The following is an 18,094-nucleotide window of genomic DNA, read 5'->3' as shown; positions in this document are numbered from 1 at the left end:
TTTTATAGGAGGTGTATGCAAGGTGGCTATTGCTTGATTATGTATTACTATTTAATTAGGTTGTTAGGTTTGTAATTTGATTATTCAATTTGATTTGATTAATTGGCTGGTATTTAGGTTGGATAATAAATCCAATCAGTTGTGCAGTGGTTGGCGATTATGATGTCAATTGATTATTTGTCAGTAGTATGGCTCCCCAAAGCCATGCTGCTGGTTTCTTGAGGGGTAGTGAGTGATAGGTGAAGTTGATTGGATCGATAATGAAGGTGCGTTAGATCTAATGGTTGAGGAAGTCGGAGGGCTTCCCGTTTTAAGGGTGGAGGAAAGCTTGGTTTTGGAGTTGCGTTCTATTGAAAAATTAATGTGTGAGCTTGCTGGTAGTAAGGGCTTTTTATTCTCTTCGTGTACTCATAAGCGTGACGGGGTAAAGGTTAAGGTTGAGAGGCTTGGTCGCTATTTTGTTGACAAACTGAAGCGGGGGAAGTGGATGTTTGAGCGGTACTTCCCATCTCATGAAGTTAATCCTTATGTGGAGGTTTTTTTCAAATGTGTTGATCGAGTCGATGATCTTCATTCGCTCAGAGTCTGGCGGACTTTACGCAGTGGAGCCGCTGAAGCTTTTTTAGGTCTAATGAATGATCTCGTAGAGTTTGCACGGTTGGAGCTGTCCAGCGATGCTTTTAAAGCCGTTTTGAAATGATTCCGTAAAGCGTCCCTTAAGCGAGTTAATAGCTTGGAAGTTTATATAGATGCTCTTTTTTCCCAGCACTCTAGGATGCTTGTTGTACGTGTTGATTTGTCTTATCAGTCAGGATTTGTAAGTGGTCGTGAGGATTTTTATGGCGATGTTGAAAAGGTCAAGGTACATTGGGCAAAAATGCAGAAAGATCTACATAAGGGCATTCCAGTTGATGGGTTGTTAGGGTTTGCTTGTAAGCTGGAGTATGGTCAGCTAAAGGGGTTTCACTTTCATTTGTTACTTTTTTATAATGGATCAAATCATCGCCAGGATGGGGTTTTGGCTAGAGTTATTGGTGAGTATTGGCGAGACTCAGTTACGGCAGGAGCAGGACGCTACTTCAATTGCAATGCAGTCAAGGATAAATATAGATTTCTTGGAATAGGCATGATTAGTTTTAATCAACCGGATAGGGTAAGCGCTTTGAAGAATAGGGTGGCGTCCTACCTGACCAAGGTGGACTATTGGATACGCCTCTCCCCTGAAAGTGGCAGATCATTTTTCAGAGGGAATATGCCTAAGCTGAAGTCTGTGAAGAGAGGGCGCCCCAGGGTCCACAGTCCTGCTCAGGCGGTTCCTCGCACCGTCGCCTAGACACATCCATAGCTTAACGGTCTCTGGCTTTTAGGCTGATTATGGTAGCTGCTGCGCTGGCTAGCCTTGCCGTGAATCCCCAGTCTGGTTTTTTTAGGTCTTTTATCATGTCTGTTCTTTTGGCTGGAACTTTTTGAATTGTTTTTTGAGTCGCCTGCCAGAAGTGTTTTGCCGCTTCATTGATAAGTATTAGTGTGGTTGATGCATGTTCTGGGTACTGGCTTATAATTTCGTCACTGAGTATTTTCTTCGATACCTTTGCGTGGTAATGTCCGTTCGGTAGAATTGCGAAGGCCGCCTGCTCGAGTAAATCATTACCCTCGTATCCGCACTTCTCTTGTAGATGTTTTTTTATTTTTTCGATAAGCTTTTTCCGCTCATCTTCTGAGGTGATAATTATCTTGTGGACGAATTTTTCCGAAGATCTGTTTAATTCGAAAAGTTTGTCTGATATCCATTCAAGCTGTTCGATGTTTTTATCGGGTTCTGCTATTGTTTCTAGGATTCTATTTGAGTCCTCTGTTCTTATGAGTATATCGGCTTCTCTAATTGTTATTTCTTCCGGCTTGTTGAGTGAGCTTTTTGAGGTTGTGAAGAAAGCTGCATCTATTATGAGGGCCGGAAGTGGCTTTAAGCTAGACTTTAAGAGCTCATGTGCTGAAGTTTGCGTGAGGTCTTTTCCGCTTTCGTAAAAAACTGGTAAGTTAAAATTATATTTTGAAAGCTTGTCGTAATCTGCTATTTCCTCCCAGTCGGTCACGCTTATGGAAAGAAATTTTATATCCAAATCTAATTTTGAGTAATAGTCGTGATCTTCGCCAAAAGGCGTGCCTTTGTGCAACTTTGATAGGCTTTGTGCTGTTCTGAGCTCATTATCATTTAGAGCGATAGCCGAGCCGGATACGTAAACTGCAACTGTTTTCGGGCAGCGGCATAGAAGGGGGATCTGCAGCTTTTTGATTTTGTCTTTGAATTCACTTTCGGAGATACTGTGCTCCTCAAGAAATTCAGTTGCTGAAATAACAAGCCCTTTGTTTTTCATTTTAATCGTGTCCTTGTTTAGCGGTGCTAGTCATTTTTCAGGGCTGTTGGAGTGGCTGTCTATATCAGGCTGGATAAATGTTTGCCGAGAACCTCCCAAGCCTCCGCCATTTCTTTAGCATAGCTATGACGTTGATAGGTGCGTTTTACCTTGTTTTCCTCGGTGTGGTTGAGGCAACGCTCAGCCACTTCAGGAAGCACGCCAATAGCAGTCATAATCGTCGCGCCTGTACGCCGCAGGTCGTGAGGCGTCCACTTTCCGCCTGGTAGCAACAGTGCTTGGGCTTTTGCGCTACGTCGGCTCAAGGAGCCTTGTTCCGGAAGGCGCTGGCGATCGCCAAGCTGCTTGGTTACCGTTTTAGGGCATACGTGGTCAGTTATGTAGGTGTTCGGGTAGCACCAAGGTGACAGGCTATTAATCTGCTTTACGCGCTTGAAGTGGCTAATGGCAAAGTCTGAAAGGATGATGCTGTGCGGTTTACCGTTTTTACTATGCTCGGACGGAATCAGCCAAGTGCTTTGCTCTAGATCGATATGCTCCCATCGGGCACTCAGGAGCTCACCAATTCGACAGCAGGTCGATAGGGCAATCCAGATTGCAGCTTCGGTGGTGACCAGCAGCCCCGCATCAGGGGCTTTCTTAGCAAGCAGCTTGATTTCATCATCACTCAGCACTCGATCGCGCTCGGTGTCTTTGCCACCTATCTTAGCTTTTCGAATACTGGCACTGGGATCGTGCTCGATCAGGTCGCGGTCTACGGCAAAGCGGAACATTTGGCGCATAAGCGAAAAAACCATCTTGGCCATACGGTTTACACCGCGAGCGAGGAGGGCATCTGTCACCTCGGTGATATGACCCTTTTTCACATCAGCGACAGCCAAGTCGCCCAAGAAGGGCAGAACGTCCTTTTCAAACATCCGACGAGCCTCTGCACCCTTGTCCTTGCGGTTGATGAGATCAACCCTAGCCCAGTGCTCGAATAGGTCGGTAACAGTCTTGCGTGCCGCCTGGCGAGCTTGCTCGGCTTCGGCTTCTGCTTTCTCGGCGGTGAGTCGTGCCAATTCACCATCTCGGGCTGCGATACGGGCAGCTTCCTCGGCATCCAGATGTTCACGTAAGTTGCGAGTTCCACTTTGGTAGAGGCGTGACCACTCTCCAGCTTTAGTTCTTGCTTCCTTAAGGGTAAGCCCATCAGTGCCCGTGGCGTCATATGCACCTATGGGCAGAAACACCCTTCCACCGCTGGTGTCGGTATACCTGAAGTAAAACAGGCGCTCGCCATCTGGGCGAAGACGTGCCATGAATCGGCCGCAGCCGCGAGGAGCATCCTCGATCAGCCAGGTAGGTTTGGCTGGTTTTGCGTTCATCTGTTTGTCGGTGATCGTCGCCACTTTCGCTTCCCCAGAAAGGCCAGGCTCCAGATGGTCACCGTTGGGTCACCGTTTCTCGCTGGCTTTGGTAGAATGCTATCGGACGCGGTTGGACTGTGTAAACTGTAATGATCCAATGAATACAGTGCTTTAGGTGATTTTGTTGGATTTATTAAGACTGGTTTGGAATGCGGTTTACCTTTATGGGGTGCTAGGGGTAGAGTGTTCGAATCACTCCGTCCCGACCATATTTCGTAAGGGGATCAAGCACTTAGCGGCTTGGTCCCCTTTCTCCTTTCAAGCTTGCGCAAAACCCGCGCAAAACTGGCGCAAAGACGGGTATCGCGAAGGTTCTCTTCGCGGTGTTCCTGGTGATGTTTGTCGTCTCGTTCATCATGTGCCGTCGCCAACGGCTCTGATCGAAGCCAGCCAGCCAGCGAGCCGCCACTTAGACTTATAAGCACACCGCGGCCAGCCCAGCCGCGCTATTATCCCGCCCATTAAAACGGGGGGGGGGATAACTATGCTCAACGGCTTGTGGCTGGGGTTTTTCGTGGTGGCGGCGATTGCCGGCTTTTCCCGCTGGTTGCTGGGGGATGACCCGGCGGTATTCGCCGCCATGGTCGAAAGTCTGTTCGCCATGGCCAAGTTGTCGGTCGACGTCATGGTTCTGCTGTTCGGCACCCTGACGCTCTGGCTCGGCTTCCTGCGCATCGCCGAGAAGGCTGGCTTGATCGATGTGCTGGCGCGCCTGCTGAGCCCGCTGTTCGCCCGCTTGATGCCGGAAGTGCCGCGCGGCCACCCGGCTTTAGGCCTGATCACTCTGAGTTTCACCGCCAACGGCTTGGGCTTGGACAACGCCGCCACGCCCATCGGCCTGCGGGCGATGAAGGCCTTGCAGGAACTCAACCCGAGCAACATCGCTGCGAGCAACGCCCAGGTGCTGTTTATGGTGATGAACGCCTCGTCCTTCGTCCTGCTGCCGGTGTCGATCTTTATGTACCGCACCCAGCAAGGGGCGGCGGAGCCGGCCATGGTGTTCCTGCCGATCCTGCTGGCCAACAGCGTCTCCACCCTCAGCGCGCTGCTGTCGGTGGCCGTGATGCAGCGTCTGAAACTCTGGGACCCGGTGCTGCTGGCCTGGTTTGGCGGCGGCGCGCTGCTGCTCGGTGGCTTTATGGCGATACTCGCCGGGCTCTCGGCGACTGCGCTGGCGGCGCTCTCCTCGCTGCTCGGCAACCTGACCCTGTTTGGCCTGATCCTGACCTTCCTACTGCTGGGCGCGTTAAAGCGGGTGGCGGTCTACGAGACCTTCATCGAGGGCGCCAAGGAAGGTTTCGAGGTGGCGAAAAACCTGCTGCCCTACCTGATCGCCATGCTCTGCGCCGTGGGCGTACTGCGCGCCTCCGGTGCCCTTGACCTGGCGCTCGACGGCATCCGCTGGCTGGTCGAGGGCCTAGGCTTGGATACGCGCTTCGTCGAGGCGCTGCCCACCGGCCTGGTCAAACCCTTCTCCGGCAGCGCGGCGCGCGCCATGCTGATCGAGACCATGCAGACCCACGGCGTCGACAGCTTCCCGGCGCTGGTCGCCGCGACCATGCAGGGCAGCACCGAGACCACCTTTTATGTACTGGCGGTGTACTTCGGCTCGGTCGGCCTGCAACGCGCCCGCCATGCCGTGGGCTGCGCCCTGCTGGCGGATCTGGTCGGGGTGGTGGCCTCGATTGTGGTGTGCTACTGGTTTTTCGGCTAGGCATAGCGCACAGCGATTCGATTGTCAGTAAACGCCCAAAGCTCCTTGATCAGGCGGTACTCAAGCTCTTTGTTCCATTTGTGCTGCAGAAACGCCTGCGCCTCAGCACGGCTCGTAGCGAACTCCGCGCGGTTACACCTTTTCGTATCCGGGTATAAGCCTGGGCCACTTTTGCCGCATCGCGGCTGTTCCATCCATCTTCGGCAAGGCGGACTTTTAAGGTGGCTGACTCCCGGGCGCCGAGGCATTTGCCCACCCACTGCGCCAGGGAAGAACGAGCAATGGGCAGTCCGGCTCGGCTGAAGATTTTCTCTTGCCGATACAGCGGCAGATGGTCGGCGAACTTGCTCTGCATCCAACTCGACTTCAGCGCCGTGCCGCCCCCCTGGCCAAAAGACGCGCCCTTTGATTCAAACGCCGGGCTGCAAGCCAGATCCCCACGCCGTCATGCACCAACACTTTCATACGATTGGCGCGGCGGTGGCGAACCAGATAGTAGCACCGCAGGTGCAGCCACTGGTTTTCGTGCTCAACCTCGCTCGCGAATCGTGTCGGCTTGGCTTTCGGTCAGGCCAGCAGCATGGGTCTCAAGCGCTTTGAGCAGTGAGCTCGTGTCACTTTTGGCAGCTGCAACACGCGCTTGCGCAAGCGTAGCTGGCACTTTGCGGCTGACACCGGTCTGGGATAGCGATTCCAGCATTGCAAGTCGCCGGAAGTGGCGGGCGATGCGGCGGGTGCGAAGGAAACTCGCTAAAACTTCTTTTAACAGGGAGAGATTCATGATTGTTCCAATGGTTTCTGCGCATCACCCTGTTGTCTGGACGTCACGCAGGCAGAATGTAAATCAGAGTCTTGTGGCATAGGTTGCTATCAGACTCAGCAGATCTTGAACGCCCTGCGCCCCATCAATTCGGCCACCGACGATGTTGGTCATCGATGACGTAAGGGTGTTCGTGATTTACACCTTCGTGTCCGTTGAGGTGGGTGTGATCGTTCGGCAGGTTCTCATGGGTGTGTTTGATCGTCTCTTGGTCATGAGCCGGACGCCAGATCACAATGCTGACCACCAGTGCGTTACCGGCCACGACAGCGAGCCCAACAAACGACGCAGTGAGGCTGATGTTGGCACCCAGCCATCCCGCCAATGGGTAGGTAATCAACCAGCAGGCATGGGACAGTGCAAATTGGGCGGCAAACAATGCCGGGCGATCTTCGGCATGTGCCGAGCGACGCAGTAGCCGACCGCTCGGGGTCTGGGCCAGCGAATATCCCACGCCGAGCACCATCCACAGCGGCAGTAGGAAGTTGTAGGTGGTCAGGTTGATACCAACGGCCAAACCTGCGACCAGTATTCCTCCGCCCAACAGCATGGCTGTTCGGTCTTTGATGTTTTTCAACAGCCGGGGCAAGACCAGAGCAGCGATCATGGAGCCGCCGCCAAACGCGGCCAGCGCCAATGCCGTAGAACTCTGCGGCAGAGCAAAGCGCGACTGCACCAACACCACCGTGTTGACGATGACCATGGCACTGGCGGCAGCTACCGTCAGGTTGAGAGCCAGCAGCCCACGCAGTCGCGGCGTGGCTAGGAATATGCGCATACCACGGGTGGTTCGTTCGTAGATGCTGCGTCGTGGTGCCTGCTTCGCCTTTGGCAGCGACACTGAGGCGACCAGGGCTGCTGAGGCAAGGAACCCGATGACAGTGCCGGCGAACAGGTTGTGGAAGCTGACCACGGTCAGCAGCGCAGCGGCGAGCATCGGGCTGGCGACACTTTCAAGGTCGTAGGCCAGGCGTGATAGTGACAAGGCGCGGGTGTAGTCATCTTCATCCGTCAGGATGTCCGGAATGGTTGCCTGGAACGTCGGGGTAAACGCTGCCGAGGCCGATTGAAGGACGAAGATCAGCACGTAGATTTGCCAGACTTCCGTTACGAACGGCAGCGCAAGTGCAACCAAGGCGCGCGCCAAGTCCAGAGAAACCAACATCGCTCGACGAGGCAGGCGCTCTGCAAAAGCCGCCGCAATGGGCGCTACGCCAATGTAAGCCGTCATTTTGATCGCCAGCGCTGTACCGAGGACAGCACCTGCTTGGGCGCCCGCAAGGTCGAACGCCAGCAGGCCCAGCGCGACAGTGGCAAGACCGGTTCCTATGAGCGCAATCACTTGGGCGAGAAAGAGATGACGGTAGGTGCGGTTGGCTAGGATTTTCAGCATGAGAGACCTCAGGTAACCGGGGCATGGGCCTACGGTTTTCATGGTAAAAACGTTCAAAGGTGTCGGATTCAGAGCCTGCGCTCATCGTTGTCGGTCGAGTGACTGATTTGTTAGCGCTGCGCGCGAGCTCAGTGTGCAACCCCAGCTATCCGTGTGCTTTCTTCAGTCCTTTCAAACGCATATTCGCCCTTTGCACAGCGGCCATTTTTTCAGGCCGCTTCATGCGTTTCCATTTCCTGATGTCTTCCTTACTTCGCCCGCAGCTCACACACAGATCGCCGCTTAACTGGCAAATTGAAATGCATGGATTTTCGATTTCCTTAGCCATCGTCAATTGCCCCTTGTCATATGTGATTGCGCTAGGCGCTTCGGCCAATCACCACCATGACTTCGTTGGCACTCCTCCTCAGAATCAAACCTTACATTTTTATCGGATGGGCGCAGATCAGTGTTTGCATCGTTCAGCGCCTTGGCCGTCAGTTCCAATATGCGCGTCTTCTGCGCGCTGGCCTGGGCAAGCTTTTTGTCTGCCAACGTTTTGAACACCCAGATCACTTTCAGGGTTTCCGGGAGGGCGTTTAAGTCAACTTTATGGGTGAGCCAGGAAAAGCCTTTAATTTCAACTGTTGCTGTTTCGCAAGCCTCGGTGAGAGTTGCAATCAAACGGCGCTCGATCCGCGCAAGTTCACGCTTGCTTAAGGGCATTGCGGGCTCCTTTGGAGTCAAAAAAAGGGAGGCGCTCTGCACCGGGCGAGTAGGGAGACGGTAGCGAAGGGGCTCAATGAGAGCCCTTGCCCGAGAAATCAGACAGATCAGACAGGTCGAAACTCGACAGTCAGATGACTGACTTCGTGAACAGGCTTGAGACGTTCACGAATGCTTTCGGGGTTCGCAGAGGCTTCGCCAAGGACGCTGACGATAGCCGCATGCGCTTCTGGCCCAATCCGCCAGACATGCAAGTCTGTGATGGTTGCATCGCCTGGCTTCTCAACCAGGTCGCGGATTTCCTCTGCAACGTGCGCATCAGTTTGATCCAGCAATACACCAGAGGTGACACCTATCAAGCTCCATGCCCAACGCGCGATAACAATGGCACCCACAATACCCATTACGGGATCCAGCCATACCCATCCGAGGTACCGGCCAGCGAGCAGTGCCGCAATTGCTAGGACGGAGGTCAGAGCGTCCGCTATGACATGGACGTACGCTGCCTTCAGGTTGTTATCGTTCCCGTGATGTCCATGGCCATGATGATCATGATCGTGCCCATGACTGTGACCGTGGCCAAGCAGAAGCGCGCTCACAATGTTTACGATCAAACCCACAATCGCAATTAGCGTAGCGGTTCCGAATTGAACCTCCGTTGGCTGCAAGAGGCGCATAACGGACTCTACGCCGATTGCCAAGGAGACCATGCCGAGAATGAGCGCCGATGCAAATCCACCCAGGTCTCCAACCTTTCCCGTACCGAAGCTGTACCGCTTACTTGAGGCGTGGCGCTTTGCGTATCCGTAAGCAGCCGCAGCGATGCCCAAAGCGCCGGCATGGGTCGCCATGTGAAAGCCATCGGCAAGTAAAGCCATTGAGCCAGTGATATAACCGGCGGTAATTTCGCCAATCATCATCACCACCGTTAGCGCCACGACCCAAAGCGTACGTTTGGCATTCTCTTCGTGCGCTGACCCAAGGAATACGTGGTCGTGTATGTGATTAATGTCGATATGGGTGCTGCTACTCATAAACGTGTACCTGATTACTTCACTTGGAATAGCGACGGATGGCTTCAAGAAGCTCTTCGACACCCTTGTTGCGCTCTTCATCGCTGAGCGCTGAATTCGCTACATGCTCTCTGGCGTGATCCTCAATAATTTCGTCCATCAATCCGTTGATAGCTCCACGTGTGGCAGCGACTAGATGCAATGTTTTTGCGCAATCGAGATCTGATTCCAGCGCACGTTCAACGGCCTGGATTTGTCCTGCGATGCGTTTTACGCGTTTGAGAAGATCGTCTTTGTTGGAAGCGATATGGCCCATGGGATACCCCCCTTAGCTATGCATTTCGAATAATAGGCATACCCCCTACCCCTATGCAAGAGCCGTTTGACGAAAGGTCATCCACAGTTTCTTGCTGGAAAGTGAGGTTTACAGTGCGAGGGGGAACGGGATGGCCAAGAAAATGTTCGCCATTGGCCGAAACCGCCGCAGCGAAGACCCTGTATGTCGAAGACGCTAGACCCTGGCGACCAATGGTCTGGAGGCCGAGGTGTTACCTTTGACGGAATTGACACCGCGCCGATGGGTTTGAGTGCAATCCTAAGGAACCCACCGTTTCCATGTCGGTATACACACAGACTATTTCGCCACGGAAAACTTGCTGCGAAAAGCAGCCAAACATCTGAAAAACGGCGGCGAACTTCACTTGGTCGCGAACATCTTCCTGAAGTACCAGCCGCTGATTGAAGAGCACCTCGGGGTTGGGCGCAATCAAGGCTGAATGGCAGAGTTTCAGAATCTACTGGGCCAAGCGCGGCTGAAACTTCTTTAAAAAAGAGGCTTGCCCAATCGGATTTGCCTAGGCAGAATCCGCTCCGTCCTAGGGGAGTAGTCTCCCACGAGCGCCATGCTCGTCCGGCGTACGTCAACATACTTGGTCCTCAGACCATGGCGTATGCGACCCACGCGACCGCATCAGACGGATCGCCAGGGTTTGACAAGACCTATGACACGAACACCTTACCCGGGGCGGGAAGGCTGTACGTGTCATAGCCGTGTCGACCCGCCCCTTAGGAAAACCCTGATGCTGGATTCTTTACTCGTTCCCACCGCAATCGTTGCCTTGGCCGAAATCGGTGACAAGACGCAATTGCTCGCACTCATTCTTGCCGCCCGCTTCCGCAAACCCTGGCCAATCATCGCCGGCATCGTCGCCGCGACCCTGGCCAATCATGCGGCGGCCGGTGTAGTCGGCGCCTGGGTCGGGAGCTTCTTTTCCGATGTGATGCTGCACTGGATCCTCGCCGCGTGTTTCGCCGCGACTGCGCTGTGGACCCTGGTGCCGGACAAAATGGATGACGACGAAGTCGGCACCGCCCGCAAGTTCGGCCCGTTCCTGACTACGCTGATCGCGTTCTTCATCGCGGAAATCGGCGACAAGACCCAGATCGCGACCGTGATGCTCGCCGCGCAATACCCGGAGCTGTGGCTGGTGATCATCGGCACCACGGTTGGGATGTTGATTGCCAACGTGCCGGTGGTGCTGGTGGGCAATTTTGCAGCGGACAAACTGCCGTTGACCTTGATTCGCCGATTGGCGGCGTCGGCTTTCTTCGTCCTGGCGATCGTCGCGGTGTACAAGGCGATGCAGAGCAGCGGGTGGGTTTGACGCAGCGGCATGCTACTCGTTATGAGTCGCAAGTTTGAAGCGGAGCAGATCTGCTTTTGCTTCAAACTTGCAGCTTGCAGGTTATTGCTGTTGCTGTTGTAAAGCGGCATGACTTTTGGAATCGCCGCCTGCAAGGCAGCAATACTCCATAGCTACAACAATTACCGAACGCCGGTAGCTATCGAGAAACTGCCGGCGTGAAAACCTTAACGGGTGGCCAGAATTACTTGACCAGTTCAATTTCTCGCATGCTAGGCATCGGAGGCATGAGTCGGTCATTTCCACCCTAAGCCGCTTCTGAGCACAGGTCTGTTCTGCTTCGACCCACCTTACGTACCCCTTTTTAGCCTTGAGGAGTGTTTATGATTCATCTCTTCCGCGTCGACAACGCGCGCCTACACCATGATCAAATCGATTCTGTCCAGGATCTTGTCGCCCCTGGCGTGCTCTGGATCGACGTTGTGGCCCCGTCCGAAGAAGAACTCGGCTGGATACGTAGCACCTTCAGCATTGACGCAGAGGCTCCCGATAAGGCGGAGGACATTGAAGCCAGTGCCAGGGTGTATGAAGAACACAGCCACCTCTACCTGCGTGCTGACTTCCTCACCGGACGGCAGCAGGGTTACCAAATCGTCCCAGCCCAGCTCATCGTCACTCAGAACTTGCTGATCAGCCTGCATGACGAGGATGTGCCCATCGTCCGCCTGCTGCGCATGCGAAGTAGAAGCCGGGATGCCTCAAATGTAAGTGGCATGTCGCTACTAATCGATCTCTTCTCCATGGACGTGGAATACTCAGCGGACGTGTTGGAGTCCGTCCACGCAGAATTAAAAGAGATCAGCACAGGGGTATTGGAAGAGCGGCGCGGTACCGACGCCGAGGCGGCTGATTTTATCGCGCGCATTGCCCGCCAAGAGGAGCTCAACGGTACCATCCGCCGCAATCTGATGGACTCCCGTAGGGCTTTGTCCTACCTGTCGCGCGAGCAACGCTTGAGCAAGACACAAACCAAGGTGGCCCAGCAGATCCTGCGCGACATCGAATCACTGGACGGTCACACTGCCTTTATCTTCGACAAGATCAACTTCCTGATGGACGCCATCATCGGCTTCATCAACATCAACCAGAACAAGGTGGTAAAGATATTCTCGGTAGCCGCTGTTGCCATGCTGCCGCCCACGCTGATCGCTAGCATCTACGGCATGAACTTCGAATACATGCCGGAATTGACCCAAAAATGGGGATACCCGATGTCTCTTACTCTAATGCTCATAAGTGTGGTTGTACCGTTTTGTTTTTTTCGGCGCAAAGGCTGGCTGAAGTAAAGTTTGGTTCTCGTATCGTGGAAGGAAAGGACTTACGCAGCAGTAAAACTACCGCCCGACCTGTTAAACAGTCGTATAAAAAGGGTTTCCTCAATGCGGGGTATGAACGAGCCCCATGAAAGACAGGACACCGTTTCCCCCTTACGATAAGGGATAGGCAAACGGTTATGTTTATGACTAACAGCAACGATAAGAGTGGAGAGCTTTTGGGCCAGGAGCGGCGCCGCCGCTGGAGCCCGGAGCAAAAACTGGCCATGGTTCACGAGAGCCTTGAGCCGGGACAAAGCGTTTCGGTGGTGTCTCGGCGTAACGGCATCAATGCCAACCAGCTGTTCCTGTGGCGCAAGCTGTATCAGGACGGCAGCCTGTCGGCGGTCAGTGCTGGTGAGGCCGTAGTGCCGGCCTCCGAGCTGAGCGATGCGCTCAAGCAAATCCGTGAACTGCAACGGATGCTGGGCAAAAAAACGATGGAAGCAGAAATCCTCAAAGAGGCCGTGGAGATCGCCCGGTCGCGAAAATGGATTGCGCACTCACCCTTGTTGCCGGGGGACGACCAGTGAAGCTGGTCAGCGAATGTCTCGGTGTGGCGCGCTCGCAATTAACGGTTCGAATCAAGCAATCGGTATCGCCCAAAGTACGGCGAAGCAGACCTGTGGACGACGCTGAGTTGGTGGTTGAGATCCAGCAACAGGTCAGCGAGTTGCCCAGCTATGGCTACCGTCGTGTCTGGGGATTACTGCGTCGGGGGCGATGGGTATCGCCTTCATGAAGGCCATATGTTAGGAGTTAAAGACTTCCTTGCTCAGAGTCTGCTGCCTAACGATGCCATCGAAGCAATGACCTTGAAATTGCTAGAGATGTGGTGAGGAAGCGCGAGCACGAGGTTTACTCGTGCTCGGCGCGGAGTAGAACACGTTAAGTCCAAGCACCGAAATAATTGCTTGCCTAGGGCCGCTATTGGCCGTTCTCTGTCGGTCGTCACTGCGGCGCCTGTTGGTCAAGTCGAATGCAAACGGTTGGTCAGTACGGATGCAATTGGCTGGTCAGTGGCAATGCAAATGGGTGGTCAAGTGGAATGCAATCTCCCGGCTGTGTAATTGCATGGACTTGACCATCCATTTGCATTGCATCTGACCACCCATTTGCATTCAACCTGACCAGAAAGGTACCGGGTAGTCCAGAGGCCTGCGAAGGCTAACCATCGTAGCGAAGGGCGTTAACACCCAACGTGAAGGCCGGAGGCAGAGACTGCCGCCGGCTCAAATCCTTCGACGCACCAGTGCGCATTCTCAATTAGCGCAGCCATCCCTTGCGCTTGATGTAAACCAGTGGAAGAACCGCAGCCGACAGTGTCAGTCCCATCGAGTAGATGAAGCCGTGCTCCCACGAAAGTTCTGGCATCACCGCGAAGTTCATGCCGTAGAACGTGCCGACCAGTGTGGGCGGCAGGAAGACAGCCGTAATGATGGTGAACACTTTGACGATTTGGTTCTGTTTTATGTTGAGAATGTTCGTCACGGCGTTTTGCAGATACCGTACCTTCTCGTGTTCGAAGTAGGCATGCTCCTTGACGCCGGCAACGTCGGCGGTGAGTTCATTTACCAAACCCTGCACATCCGCTTCGGTTACGTTATCCACCTCACCACTGAGGTAGCGCACAGCACGTGCAAGAGATAGCTGCGCCTCAATACAGAGTGAAATCAGTTCTTCCTTGTCGTTGAGCGCGCGCATCGTGTCGATCAAGTCCGGCACCCCCAACTCCTTACCACTCGCGTTGTAGCCATCGGATATTTCGGAGATCTCCTCGGCACTCTTTTCCAGCTCGTCGGCAATACGGTCGATAACAGCATCAGCACCGTCATTGGCCATCTGCAGTAATACCCGCAGCACTGCTTTCGGGCTCTGCGTATTGGCAGGTTTGCGGCGTAAGCGTTGCAGGGCGACATCAAACGGGCGGAAGTCCGCGTCATCGCAGAGAATCGCTACCACCTGCTCACCCAAGACGAAGGTCACACCTCCAAAATGCGGAGCTCCGTTCACATCCAATGCAAGCAGTTTGGAGCGCATATACAGAAAGTGGCCGTCCTCGACGACGCTACTGATTTTCGGGGATGTTTCAATGCCGAAGCGCTGCTGGAGGCTCGCGCGCTCTTCGACCGTAGGCGCGTTTACCTCAAGCCAAACGACGTCACGATCATGCTCCGGCTGAGGTAGCCCCTGAGCGATAGAAAGCGTTGCGTGATTCTTGATAATGCTGCGGATCATGTTTGATTACTCGAATGCTGGCCGGTAGATGGGCAACTGCCCTTACTTGCTCTCTGGCTTGAGCTCGCTATGGGAAGGCGAGGTTGATGATGTCGTGGTTTCCTGATCCGCTGGCTGCATGTAATGCACCGCCGTCATGACAATGGCGAGCAGCAGGTACAACACGATCACCGCAACGATCACTTCGTTCTCAAGGCTGGTGCGGTTTGGCGGCTTCTTTTTCATGGCAAGCTCCTGGGTTCGTCTCTACGAGAGGAAAAAATCGAAAGATCAGCGAATGAGTTCATAGTGTCTCCGGTGAGTGCTGAAGCCGAAGGTGATACGCATATCGGCAAAGTGATTACTCGTCTTGCTGATTGCTGTTGAGCAACTGCCAACGGACGGAGCTCACGCCTTTTTCCAGGCTCACTCGGCTAGCCAACTGTTCCAGTTGGGCTGGGCTTGCAGGCGTGCCAACCAGTTCAGCGCGTACTTCGAGCTTGTCCGGGTTGGCCAGATCTTCACTGTGCAGTGATTGCAAGCGTAGTGCGCTACCGTTCAAACCATGCAGAACCAGGGTGCGCACATGCACCTCGTCCTCGGCCCGGCAGACGATGTTGAAGGTGAAGCGCTGGTCGACTTCCACTGCTGCGGTTGCACCCTGGCGGTTTATGCGCTGAGCGGCTTCGCGCAACAGGATGTTGGCGCAGAGCACCACCAGCGTGCCGATGGCAGCCTCTAACATATGCCCCATGCCTGACAGAATGCCTATCGCAGCAGAGCACCAGAGAGTGGCTGCGGTGTTGAGACCTCGTACATTGAGACCCTCACGCATGATCACGCCAGCGCCAAGAAAACCAATTCCGGAAACGACTTGCGCGGCGATCCGGGCGGCGCCGGAGTGGTCGCCCTCCGAGGTGAGTAGCGACACCATGACGAACAAAGCCGCACCGGTTGAAACCAGGGCATTGGTTCGCAATCCAGCCAGGCGCTGGCGCAGTTGACGTTCGGCACCCACCAGGGCGCCAAGAGCGAGCGCGACGGTCACGCGCAAAAAGAAGACTTTCCAATCCATAATTCACTTCCATACCGACGATTGTTCGCTGAGCGAACAGGGTTACGGGGATGGATCGCGAAAGGCATGAGCGAAAACCCACAGACGCGTTTAAGCACTCGCCTGCGTGCGTTGGGGAAAGCTCAGGGGGAAATGGGGGCTCGAATCCCAGGATGGGAGCGAAATACCACTATCCGCCGTAATACGGCAAGACAGTGGCAGAGAAGGAACTCTGCTGAACTAGCTCGCCGCTTTAGCCTGTCGTGATCGACTGGGGCAACTGTCCAAGACTGGTCTCCTGTGTGGACTAAAAAAGCGGGGCGAAGGTAAATTCTTTCGCTGGAGAAGTCAAACGTTCGATTCCTCGGGTATCAGCAAAGTCTCCCACCCTGTCCGGCGTAACGAATACGGCTATACCAAGGTATAGTTTTTCGCCCTTTTGCGTTGTAGCGAACACCACTTTCAGTCCCTAACCTAGCCCTGTCTTCGCGTTCGACTGTGACACTCTCGCAGCGGTCGCACATTGATATTTCATGCCCCGTTAATGCGGTCCGCCTATCGACCGCAGGTCAGGTTGCGCGAGCTGGCCTCGGCTTGGGGACTATGACGAGGTGAATCATGCGTCTTCCATCTGCAACTCCCATTGCCAGATCTCTCACCCGAGGCTCGCTACCGCGTACCGGCTCTTCCTGGTGGGCAGACATCGGCTTTTTTATCCTGTTGGCGCTTGGGGCGATACTGATCGTTCACGGTGTCGAGCAAATGAGTCAATCGCTAACGGTGCTCGATTCGGCGCCAGTGTCATTGGAACTCGCCCACTTACCCGAATACGCCTTGCGCACCACCATGCGCATGTTCGTGGCCCTTGCCGCTTCGCTGGTGTTCACCCTGGTGATTGCCACCTTGGCGGCCAAGAGCCGCAAGGCCGAGCTGATTATCCTGCCAGCGCTGGACATCCTGCAGTCGGTGCCGGTGCTGGGGTTTCTGACCTTTACCGTGAGCTTCTTCATGGGCCTGTTCCCCGGCGGTCAGTTGGGGGTGGAGTGCGCGGCGATCTTCGCCATTTTTACCAGCCAGGCGTGGAACATGACGTTCAGCTTCTATCAGTCGCTGCGCACGGTGCCCAACGATCTGCATGACGTGAGCCGCCAATTCAACTTCTCGGCGTGGCACCGCTTCGTACGGCTGGAGTTGCCGTTCGCCACGCCAGGGTTGGTATGGAACATGATGATGTCGATGTCCGGCGGCTGGTTTTTCGTGGTGGCATCCGAAGCCATTACCGTAGGCGATACCACGGTCAACCTGCCCGGTATCGGCTCGTGGTTGGCCCTGGCGATTGCCCAGAAAGACATGGCCGCCATCGCCTGGGCGGTGGCGATCATGGCGGTGGTCATTCTGGCCTACGATCAGTTGCTGTTCCGCCCCATCGTCGCGTGGGCCGACAAGTTTCGTTTCGAGCAGACTGCATCGCAAAAGCGTCCGCGCTCCTGGGTGTACGACCTGGTCAGGGCCACCCGGCTGGTACCGGTTCTGATGCGCGGGTGTGCGAACATTAAAAGCGTCTTGATGCTGGTGAATATGCCAAAGCTTGGGCCGCTGTTGAAACTCACGCCCAGTGCCCGTTTTAGCCGTGCTACCGACCTGATCTGGCTGGGTCTGGTATTGGCTGCCTGTGCCGTCGGCAGTTTGTATCTGGCGCGTTTCATTGGCAGCACACTGGGCCTGGAGGACGTGCTGGGTGCCTTTGGCCTTGGGCTCACTACCATGACACGGGTCGCGGTGCTGATCGTTATCGCCAGCGTGATCTGGGTGCCGATCGGCGTGTGGATCGGATTGAACCCGGTATGGGCAGAGCGCTTGCAACCCATGGCGCAGTTTCTCGCTGCGTTTCCGGCCAACGTCCTGTTCCCGTTCGCCGTGATCGCCATCGTCGGTCTGAAGCTTAATGCGGATATCTGGTTGTCGCCGCTGATGGTGCTGGGCACCCAGTGGTACATCCTGTTCAACGTGATCGCCGGCGCCAGCGCGTTGCCGACCGATCTGCGCGAAGCCGCGCGGATGTTTGACATGCGAGGCTGGCAGTGGTGGCGCCAAGTCGCCTTGCCGGGAATCTTCCCCTATTACGTTACGGGTGCGCTCACTGCCGCTGGCGGTTCGTGGAACGCCAGCATCGTGGCTGAAGCGGTTTCCTGGGGAGATGAACATTTGCAGGCATACGGGCTGGGCTCTTTTATCGCCCACGCCACCGAAGCAGGGGATTTCCCACGCGTGGCGTTGGGCATTGTGGTGATGTCGGTGTTTGTCGTCAGTTTCAACCGCTTGTTGTGGCGCCCTTTGTACCGGTATGCCGAACGCCGTCTGCGTCTTGATTGAGGAGT

The 18,094-nt window shown here is 54.8% G+C and carries 18 protein-coding genes, 5 pseudogenes and 1 riboswitch; of the genes and pseudogenes, 9 read left to right on the top strand and 14 right to left on the bottom strand.

Features of this window, described 5'->3' with window-relative positions; translation table 11 throughout:
• Nucleotides 1–232 precede the first annotated feature (232 nt).
• Together ACYZT9_RS17230 and ACYZT9_RS17225 are read left to right on the top strand one after the other, a co-directional pair.
• Complete coding sequence (locus ACYZT9_RS17230; RefSeq protein ID WP_462006627.1) at nt 233–700, top strand: hypothetical protein; 468 nt, start codon at nt 233–235, stop codon at nt 698–700.
• A gap of 33 nt (nt 701–733) precedes the next feature.
• Nucleotides 734–1,333 (top strand): YagK/YfjJ domain-containing protein, encoded by a 600-nt coding sequence (locus ACYZT9_RS17225; protein WP_462006626.1) that lies wholly within the window; start codon nt 734–736, stop codon nt 1,331–1,333.
• A 13-nt stretch (nt 1,334–1,346) separates the two neighbouring features.
• Here ACYZT9_RS17225 and ACYZT9_RS17220 read toward each other — a convergent pair whose 3' ends face one another.
• Together ACYZT9_RS17220 and ACYZT9_RS17215 are read right to left on the bottom strand one after the other, a co-directional pair.
• Complete coding sequence (locus tag ACYZT9_RS17220; protein WP_462006625.1) at nt 1,347–2,375, bottom strand: hypothetical protein; 1,029 nt, start codon at nt 2,373–2,375, stop codon at nt 1,347–1,349.
• 59 nt (nt 2,376–2,434) lie between these two features.
• Nucleotides 2,435–3,766 carry a tyrosine-type recombinase/integrase gene (locus ACYZT9_RS17215; RefSeq protein WP_462006624.1) on the bottom strand — a complete coding sequence of 444 codons (1,332 nt, stop codon included), beginning with the start codon at nt 3,764–3,766 and terminating at the stop codon, nt 2,435–2,437.
• Between the two features lie 305 nt (nt 3,767–4,071).
• On the opposite strand from ACYZT9_RS17215, the pseudogene ACYZT9_RS17210 reads away from it, so the two are divergent.
• A pseudogene (locus ACYZT9_RS17210) lies at nt 4,072–4,164 on the top strand (DUF1328 domain-containing protein); the annotation flags it as partial.
• Between the two features lie 104 nt (nt 4,165–4,268).
• Nucleotides 4,269–5,498 (top strand): nucleoside recognition domain-containing protein, encoded by a 1,230-nt coding sequence (locus ACYZT9_RS17205; protein ID WP_462006623.1) that lies wholly within the window; start codon nt 4,269–4,271, stop codon nt 5,496–5,498.
• On the opposite strand, the pseudogene ACYZT9_RS17200 reads toward ACYZT9_RS17205, so the two are convergent.
• The 9 genes and pseudogenes from ACYZT9_RS17200 to ACYZT9_RS17160 form a co-directional block, all read right to left on the bottom strand.
• Nucleotides 5,498–5,766, bottom strand: a pseudogene (locus ACYZT9_RS17200) (DUF1348 family protein); the annotation flags it as partial. The gene ACYZT9_RS17205 and the pseudogene ACYZT9_RS17200 overlap by 1 nt on opposite strands.
• Nucleotides 5,746–5,868 (bottom strand): annotated as a pseudogene (locus ACYZT9_RS17195) (IS66 family transposase); the annotation flags it as partial. The pseudogenes ACYZT9_RS17195 and ACYZT9_RS17200, both read right to left, overlap by 21 nt.
• Nucleotides 5,865–5,963 (bottom strand): hypothetical protein, encoded by a 99-nt coding sequence (locus ACYZT9_RS17190; protein WP_462006622.1) that lies wholly within the window; start codon nt 5,961–5,963, stop codon nt 5,865–5,867. The pseudogene ACYZT9_RS17195 and the gene ACYZT9_RS17190, both read right to left, overlap by 4 nt.
• Nucleotides 5,964–6,027: 64 nt before the next feature.
• Nucleotides 6,028–6,279: a hypothetical protein gene (locus ACYZT9_RS17185; protein WP_462006621.1), complete on the bottom strand. Its 252-nt coding sequence runs from the start codon at nt 6,277–6,279 to the stop codon at nt 6,028–6,030.
• 124 nt (nt 6,280–6,403) lie between these two features.
• A complete protein-coding gene (locus ACYZT9_RS17180) occupies nt 6,404–7,711 on the bottom strand; it encodes an MFS transporter (RefSeq protein WP_462006620.1) in 1,308 nt (435 codons plus the stop codon).
• Nucleotides 7,712–7,856: 145 nt separating this feature from the next.
• Entirely contained in the window at nt 7,857–8,039 is a 183-nt protein-coding gene (locus ACYZT9_RS17175; protein WP_462006619.1) for a DUF1289 domain-containing protein, read from the bottom strand.
• Nucleotides 8,040–8,041: 2 nt separating this feature from the next.
• Nucleotides 8,042–8,416, bottom strand: a complete 375-nt coding sequence (locus tag ACYZT9_RS17170) for a hypothetical protein (protein WP_462006618.1) — start codon at nt 8,414–8,416, stop codon at nt 8,042–8,044.
• Nucleotides 8,417–8,523: 107 nt separating this feature from the next.
• On the bottom strand, nt 8,524–9,450 hold the full coding sequence (gene dmeF / locus ACYZT9_RS17165; RefSeq protein WP_462006617.1) for a CDF family Co(II)/Ni(II) efflux transporter DmeF: 927 nt from the start codon (nt 9,448–9,450) through the stop codon (nt 8,524–8,526).
• 19 nt (nt 9,451–9,469) lie between these two features.
• Nucleotides 9,470–9,745, bottom strand: coding sequence for a metal/formaldehyde-sensitive transcriptional repressor (locus ACYZT9_RS17160; protein WP_462006616.1), 276 nt, complete (start codon nt 9,743–9,745; stop codon nt 9,470–9,472).
• A gap of 199 nt (nt 9,746–9,944) precedes the next feature.
• On the opposite strand from ACYZT9_RS17160, the pseudogene ACYZT9_RS17155 reads away from it, so the two are divergent.
• The 4 genes and pseudogenes from ACYZT9_RS17155 to ACYZT9_RS17140 form a co-directional block, all read left to right on the top strand.
• A pseudogene (locus ACYZT9_RS17155) lies at nt 9,945–10,245 on the top strand (methyltransferase); the annotation flags it as partial.
• Between the two features lie 49 nt (nt 10,246–10,294).
• Nucleotides 10,295–10,420: riboswitch (yybP-ykoY riboswitch) on the top strand.
• A gap of 88 nt (nt 10,421–10,508) precedes the next feature.
• Nucleotides 10,509–11,093, top strand: a complete 585-nt coding sequence (locus tag ACYZT9_RS17150; RefSeq protein ID WP_462006615.1) for a TMEM165/GDT1 family protein — start codon at nt 10,509–10,511, stop codon at nt 11,091–11,093.
• A gap of 362 nt (nt 11,094–11,455) precedes the next feature.
• On the top strand, nt 11,456–12,418 hold the full coding sequence (corA, locus tag ACYZT9_RS17145; RefSeq protein WP_462006614.1) for a magnesium/cobalt transporter CorA: 963 nt from the start codon (nt 11,456–11,458) through the stop codon (nt 12,416–12,418).
• A gap of 173 nt (nt 12,419–12,591) precedes the next feature.
• Nucleotides 12,592–13,169, top strand: a pseudogene (locus tag ACYZT9_RS17140) (transposase); the annotation flags it as partial.
• 542 nt (nt 13,170–13,711) lie between these two features.
• Here the strand turns inward: ACYZT9_RS17140 and ACYZT9_RS17135 are convergent.
• The 3 genes from ACYZT9_RS17135 to ACYZT9_RS17125 form a co-directional block, all read right to left on the bottom strand.
• On the bottom strand, nt 13,712–14,683 hold the full coding sequence (locus ACYZT9_RS17135) for a CorA family divalent cation transporter (protein WP_462006613.1): 972 nt from the start codon (nt 14,681–14,683) through the stop codon (nt 13,712–13,714).
• Between the two features lie 42 nt (nt 14,684–14,725).
• Nucleotides 14,726–14,908, bottom strand: a complete 183-nt coding sequence (locus ACYZT9_RS17130) for a hypothetical protein (RefSeq protein ID WP_462006612.1) — start codon at nt 14,906–14,908, stop codon at nt 14,726–14,728.
• 115 nt (nt 14,909–15,023) lie between these two features.
• A complete protein-coding gene (locus ACYZT9_RS17125) occupies nt 15,024–15,737 on the bottom strand; it encodes an MgtC/SapB family protein (protein WP_462006611.1) in 714 nt (237 codons plus the stop codon).
• A gap of 621 nt (nt 15,738–16,358) precedes the next feature.
• Here ACYZT9_RS17125 and ACYZT9_RS17120 point away from each other — a divergent pair.
• Nucleotides 16,359–18,089: an ABC transporter permease gene (locus tag ACYZT9_RS17120; protein ID WP_462010247.1), complete on the top strand. Its 1,731-nt coding sequence runs from the start codon at nt 16,359–16,361 to the stop codon at nt 18,087–18,089.
• Nucleotides 18,090–18,094 lie beyond the last annotated feature (5 nt).

The sequence above is a fragment of the Pseudomonas sp. ZT5P21 genome, assembly GCF_054897785.1.
This window is presented reverse-complemented; position numbering and strand designations above follow the sequence as displayed.